The sequence below is a fragment of the Litchfieldella qijiaojingensis genome (assembly GCF_014651875.1).
Classification (GTDB): domain Bacteria; phylum Pseudomonadota; class Gammaproteobacteria; order Pseudomonadales; family Halomonadaceae; genus Litchfieldella; species Litchfieldella qijiaojingensis.
In genome coordinates this window covers 1-5,335 of the sequence record NZ_BMXS01000050.1, presented here as the reverse complement: position 1 = coordinate 5,335, position 5,335 = coordinate 1, and the positions used below count along the sequence as shown (strand labels likewise).

The following is a 5,335-nucleotide window of genomic DNA, read 5'->3' as shown; positions in this document are numbered from 1 at the left end:
TTGTGCAGCCTCTCGCTTGAACTCCTGGTTGAAGGAACGTCGTGTTCTTCTTTTGGTCATTGGACACCTCGCTCAGGGTGGTGAGCATACCACCTACGCTGGTGTCCGGTTTCATTGGACCACTACACAGCTGATAGATCGGATCAGAGCTACACTGAGAGTAGAATGCCATGTGTTGAACAATGGTTTTGCGGGCATCTACTATTACTGGGTAAGGTCACTGCGAATAGGGTTAACCTACCGGCGGCGCTTCGCGCCACATCGCGCCCACGGGAGCTCCTACAATTCAGCCTCAGCCTGAGGTGCTGCTTTCACGTGAGCATTCGACACGCTACCGCCCCTACCCGGCAGAATGAATGATGAGGCGCATCATCCCTAATGCGGCAGTCCCTGCGTACCTTGTGCTTACCTAAACCATCTTTGCGACTTTTTCCCTACCGTAATCAACCGTAACGTTGAGGGCAACACCAACGAAGGCATGAGGCGGATTACTGCTGTCTACAGAGAAGTGGAAAGTTGCGCAATTGCACAAAAATGCAGTGCCCCGGGCCAGCGAACTGACCCGGGGTGTCTACGTGGTGGGAAGTGGCTTGTATGTGCCTATACCGCCACCCCCGCCCTGGCGGCCCGCGCCGCATGCAGCTTCTTGTAGCTTTCGATCAGGCGCTGGTGCTTGTCCAGGCCTTCCAGTTTCATGCTGGTCGGGGTCAGGCCATGGAATCGAACGTCGCCATTGACCGATCCCACCACCGCTTCCATGGTTTCTTCGCCAAACATGCGCGTGAGGTTGTAGAGGTAGTCGTCCAGCTCCAGCTCATCATCGAGAACGATCTCCAGCACCGCGTTCATCGCACGGTAGAAGAGCCCGCGCTCCACGGTGTTGTCGTTGTACTGCTGGAACATCTCGACCCGCTCAAGGGCCTCTTCACGCTGCTGCAGGGCAAGGTTGATCAACAGCTTCAGCTCGAGGATGGTCAGCTGTCCCCACACGGTGTTCTCATCGAACTCGATACCGATCAGGGTGATGATGTCCATGTGGTCGTCGAGCTGGCTCTCTTCCAGGCGCTCCAGCAGATCGGCCAACTGGTCATCACTCAAGGCGTGAAGGTTGAGGATGTCTTCCCGGTAGTCCAAGGCCATGTTGGTGTTATCCCAGATCAGGTCATCCACCGGGTAAACCTCGGAATAGCCCGGCACCAGGATACGACACACCGGCGCTCCCAGGTCCTCATGGACGGCCATGTAGACCTCCTTGCCCAACTCCTCAAGGATACCCAATAAACAGGCAGCCTCTTCCTCGTTGGTCCCCGAGAAATCCCATTCGCAGAACGCGTAGTCCGCCTTGGCACTGAAGAAACGCCAGGAGACCAATCCCGAGGAATCGATGAAGTGCTCAACGAAGTTGTTCGGCTCGGAGACGGCTTGTGAGTTGAAGGTCGGCGGCAGAAAGTCGTTCAGGCCCTCGAAGCTGCGGCCCTGCAGCAGTTCGGTGAGGCTACGCTCCAGAGCCACCTCGAAGCTCGGATGCGCTCCGAAGGAGGCGAACACGCCACCGGTTCTCGGGTTCATCAGGGTGACGCAAGCCACCGGGAATCGCCCGCCCAGGGAGGCATCCTTGACCAGCACCGGAAAGCCCTGCGCCTCCAATGCCTTGATGCCTTCGAGAATATCGGGGTACTTCTCCAGTACCTCCATGGGAACATCCGGCAGCGCAATCTCCTGCTCGATGATCTCCTTCTTTACCGCCCGTTCGAAGATCTCCGACAGGCACTGCACCTGCGCCTCAAACAGGGTATTGCCGGCGCTCATGCCGTTGCTGAGGTAGAGGTTCTCGATCAGGTTCGAGGGGAAATAGACCACCTCGCCATCCGATTGCCGCACAAAAGGCAAGGAGCAGATGCCGCGCTCGATCTTGCCGGAGTTGGTATCGATCAGGTGCGAGCCGCACAGCTCGCCGTCCGGATCATAGACCGCCAGGCAGTGGTCATCCAAAATTCCCTCCGGCAGCTCATCGTTCGGCCCCGGCTGGAACCACTTCTCGTTCGGGTAGTGAACGAACTCGCTGTTGGCGATCTCTTCACCGAAGAACTGGTCGTTATAGAAGAAGTTGCAGCTCAGGCGCTCGATGAACTCACCCAGCGCGGAACACAGCGCGCTTTCCTTGGTGGCCCCCTTGCCGTTGGTGAAACACATGGGCGAGGCGGCATCGCGAATGTGCAGCGACCACACATGCGGCACGATATTGCGCCAGGAGGCGATCTCGATCTTCATGCCAAGATCCGCCAGGATGCCCGTCATGTTGGCGATGGTCTGCTCCAGCGGCAGGTCCTTGCCCTCGATCCAGGTGCTGGAATCCCCCTCGGGCTTCGCCAGAAGCAGGGCCTGGGCATCCTCGTCCAGGTTTTCCACCGTCTCGATCTGGAATTCCGGCCCGGTCTGTACCACCTTCTTTACCGTGCAACGCTCAATCGAGCGCAGGATGCCTTCACGGTCCTTGGGTGAAATATCTTCTGGCAACTCGACCTGAATCTTGAAAATCTGGTTATAGCGATTTTCCGGATCGACGATATTGTTCTGCGACAAGCGGATGTTCTCGGTGGGAATGTCGCGCGCCAGGCAATAGACCCGCACGAAGTAGGCCGCACACAGCGCAGAGGACGCCAGGAAGTAATCGAAGGGACTCGGCGCCGAGCCGTCGCCCTTGTAGCGAATGGGCTGATCGGTGATGACGGTGAAATCGTCAAACTTGGCTTCAAGCCTGAGATTTTCGAGAAAATTGACTTTGATTTCCATTGATAGGGGGCCGGGTTGGTGACTGTCGGCGAGCCGTAGGCATATGTCCGGCTATTATCCAGCTTTTGCCACTATCCGTCTCGGGCGCTTGACAAAAAACTACCGAGCGGCGATCTCGTGCGCTGGCTTGCCAGATCCCCCAGCCTGGCGATGCTGGAGATGAGCCGCTAGCTGCCCCCGCCCCGCCATGTGTCGGCCGACCAGCAATCCGCTGGGAATCCCCGAGGTGGTGGCCGCTCACTGATCCACGTAGGGAATGCCCTCTGCCTCGAGGAACTCCGCCGCGAGCGCTTTCAGCTCCCGTTCTCGATACTCATACCAGGTCTTCTCGATTCCCTTGATGTGAATCAACTCCTTGAAGCGCCGGAATGCCCCTCGGCCGCGGATGGCGTCAAGCAGCTCTTCCTGCAGCTCGGCATCATCCTGCTCAAGGCAAAACCGCTCCATGACCCGGTACTCATGAAAATCGAACTTATCCGGTAGCTGAACGAAAACCTCGGAATCAAGCACCTCCCTCACCTTGGGCAGTATCTCCTGCTGCCACTCCGGTACGAGGCTATCATCGATATCCTCCGCCTCGGCAAGTTGCGCCTCTTCATCGGTGAAGCTTACCAGCTCCCCGGTATCCCGATTGATATAGGCCTGCCACTCATCGCTGAGTGGCTCTATCGCCTCGACGACATCTTTCAATAAAACTGGAAGCGGCATCTTCACCTCCCTCTACCATGTCTTTCTGATGCCTAACAAATTGTTAGGCATAGATCTCCCAAACAACTTCACATGCTAAGTAATTCAACACGACAATCCGAATGATAACTCCAGGAATATCATCAATTACGAGGTAGCTGTAGCGGCCAAGATATTATGCCGATGTTCTGAAAACAATTTAATGTTTGGGTGTCGAGCATCATGTGATTTTCTTGCGTATTGAGCGCGAAAAGAAAGGCACCACATAAAGTACCACCCAGGCCAGAACCGTACACAACACCGCAGTCTGCTCGCGCCCCAGACCAACGGCTATCCCTATGGCTGCCGTAAACCAAATACCAGCCGCCGTGGTAAGCCCTGTAGCACCTTGGTCATCCTTCCCGGTGATGATGGTTCCGGCACACAGAAAGCCGATGCCGGCAATCACCCCCTGAATGACTCGACTCATCTCCGAATCCGAGATACCCGCTTGCTGTGGGATAAATATAAACAGAGCAGCGCCCATGCAAACCAACATATGGGTACGTATTCCAGCGGCCTTGCCGCGCTGTTCTCGTTCGAGCCCGAGCAGGCCACCCAGAAGGGCAGCGAGCAGCAATCGAATCACAACAACGACGAACTCACCCAAATCATTAAGATCCGAAAACTCAGACATAATGGTATTGCCGATCAGCCCCATCGCTTTGTTCCTGTAGGTCTTGTAGCTCGTGATTCAGTGTTTACTCTAAAACCAAATTTCTTGTCATTTATGAAGACAGCACATTGGTCGTATTCGGTGAAAATTGATAAATTTCATGTAATTCTTGCGGAATCATTTTCGAGATTGAATTGATCACACTTTAATCTAAAGCTCGAATAGGTAACGCATGACACATTTACTTATCTCCTAACGACAAAGTTCAGCAGCGGAGTCGGTTGCAATCCCTTCATACCTCGGAAAGCCGTAATGCCGGCCCCGTCTGCTGCAACGACTGGTTCGGCAGCCTGCGCTTAATCGTCCCCGGACGGGCATTCAATCACAGTTATAAACGGCCCATCAGGAAAAGAATAAGGAGGACGATCAGGATTAGCCCGACTAGGCCGCCGCCCCCGGCGAGGATGTTGTTGCCGCTGCGGTAGCCGTAGCCGCCACCCAGCAGAACGATAGCCAAGATCACGATAAGGATCAGTACGATAGGATCCATTGTTCACTCCTCGATAGTAAAAACGAACACCCGGCCTCCATCCCCTGCCGTTTTGAAAGGCGTTCCTTCGATGCAAAGGCTGTCCCGATAAGGCACAATTTCTCAGGATATCGGACGGGCTTCAATTGCCCCCGATACCCTGCCGAGGTAACGGGCTGGTGAGCAGACCGCTTACGCCTGCCATTCGCCCCTGGGACATCTGGCCGGCGGTCGCCCTGCCCCACAACCACGCCCCCTTCGCGTCGCCTAACGCGAAGCTCAGCCGCAGCGAAGCCGTCGGCTATAGGTTGATGTTAGCTGGATCCCATTCGCTTCGCCGCATCGAGCCCCAAGCATCGAAGTAATTACGTTTACCGCCCGAGCACGATGAGGACCACCACCGTGGCCATCCAAAGCACTGCCAGGCCCACGGTCGCGATAGCCGCTCCACCCCAAGCCCATCGAGGCCCTTTGGCGAACATCCTCCACCGGAAGCCTAGCACCCCGAGATAAAGCACGCCCCAAGCAGCGAGCGGGAACACAATGAACCGCCCCGGGATTCCCGGAGACTCCATTTCTTGAGAGGATGGAGTGATGACAACATCGAAGAAATACTCACCTGAGGTGAGGGAACGGGCGGTTCGGATGGTGCGCGAGCACCAGGATGAATA

Annotated in this window: 5 protein-coding genes; all 5 read right to left on the bottom strand. The window is 56.0% G+C overall.

Features of this window, described 5'->3' with window-relative positions; translation table 11 throughout:
• Nucleotides 1-600: 600 nt before the first annotated feature.
• Complete coding sequence (locus tag IE093_RS22050) at nucleotides 601-2,793, bottom strand: OsmC domain/YcaO domain-containing protein (protein ID WP_189473063.1); 2,193 nt, start codon at nucleotides 2,791-2,793, stop codon at nucleotides 601-603.
• 237 nt (nucleotides 2,794-3,030) lie between these two features.
• On the bottom strand, nucleotides 3,031-3,501 hold the full coding sequence (locus IE093_RS22045) for a UPF0158 family protein (protein ID WP_189473061.1): 471 nt from the start codon (nucleotides 3,499-3,501) through the stop codon (nucleotides 3,031-3,033).
• Between the two features lie 199 nt (nucleotides 3,502-3,700).
• Nucleotides 3,701-4,180, bottom strand: coding sequence for an MgtC/SapB family protein (locus IE093_RS22040; protein WP_189473059.1), 480 nt, complete (start codon nucleotides 4,178-4,180; stop codon nucleotides 3,701-3,703).
• A 343-nt stretch (nucleotides 4,181-4,523) separates the two neighbouring features.
• Nucleotides 4,524-4,685, bottom strand: coding sequence for a DUF3309 family protein (locus IE093_RS22035; RefSeq protein WP_189473057.1), 162 nt, complete (start codon nucleotides 4,683-4,685; stop codon nucleotides 4,524-4,526).
• A gap of 350 nt (nucleotides 4,686-5,035) precedes the next feature.
• A partial coding sequence (locus tag IE093_RS22590; protein ID WP_229803898.1) for a hypothetical protein occupies nucleotides 5,036-5,335 on the bottom strand: 300 nt, incomplete at its 5' end.

Bases quoted from the DNA above. Each gene is read 5' to 3' on its own strand.
- IE093_RS22050 (WP_189473063.1), bottom strand. From the start codon at position 2,793: ATGGAAATCAAAGTCAATTTTCTCGAAAATCTCAGGCTTGAAGCCAAG.
- IE093_RS22045 (WP_189473061.1), bottom strand. From the start codon at position 3,501: ATGCCGCTTCCAGTTTTATTGAAAGATGTCGTCGAGGCGATAGAGCCA.
- IE093_RS22040 (WP_189473059.1), bottom strand. From the start codon at position 4,180: ATGGGGCTGATCGGCAATACCATTATGTCTGAGTTTTCGGATCTTAAT.
- IE093_RS22035 (WP_189473057.1), bottom strand. From the start codon at position 4,685: ATGGATCCTATCGTACTGATCCTTATCGTGATCTTGGCTATCGTTCTG.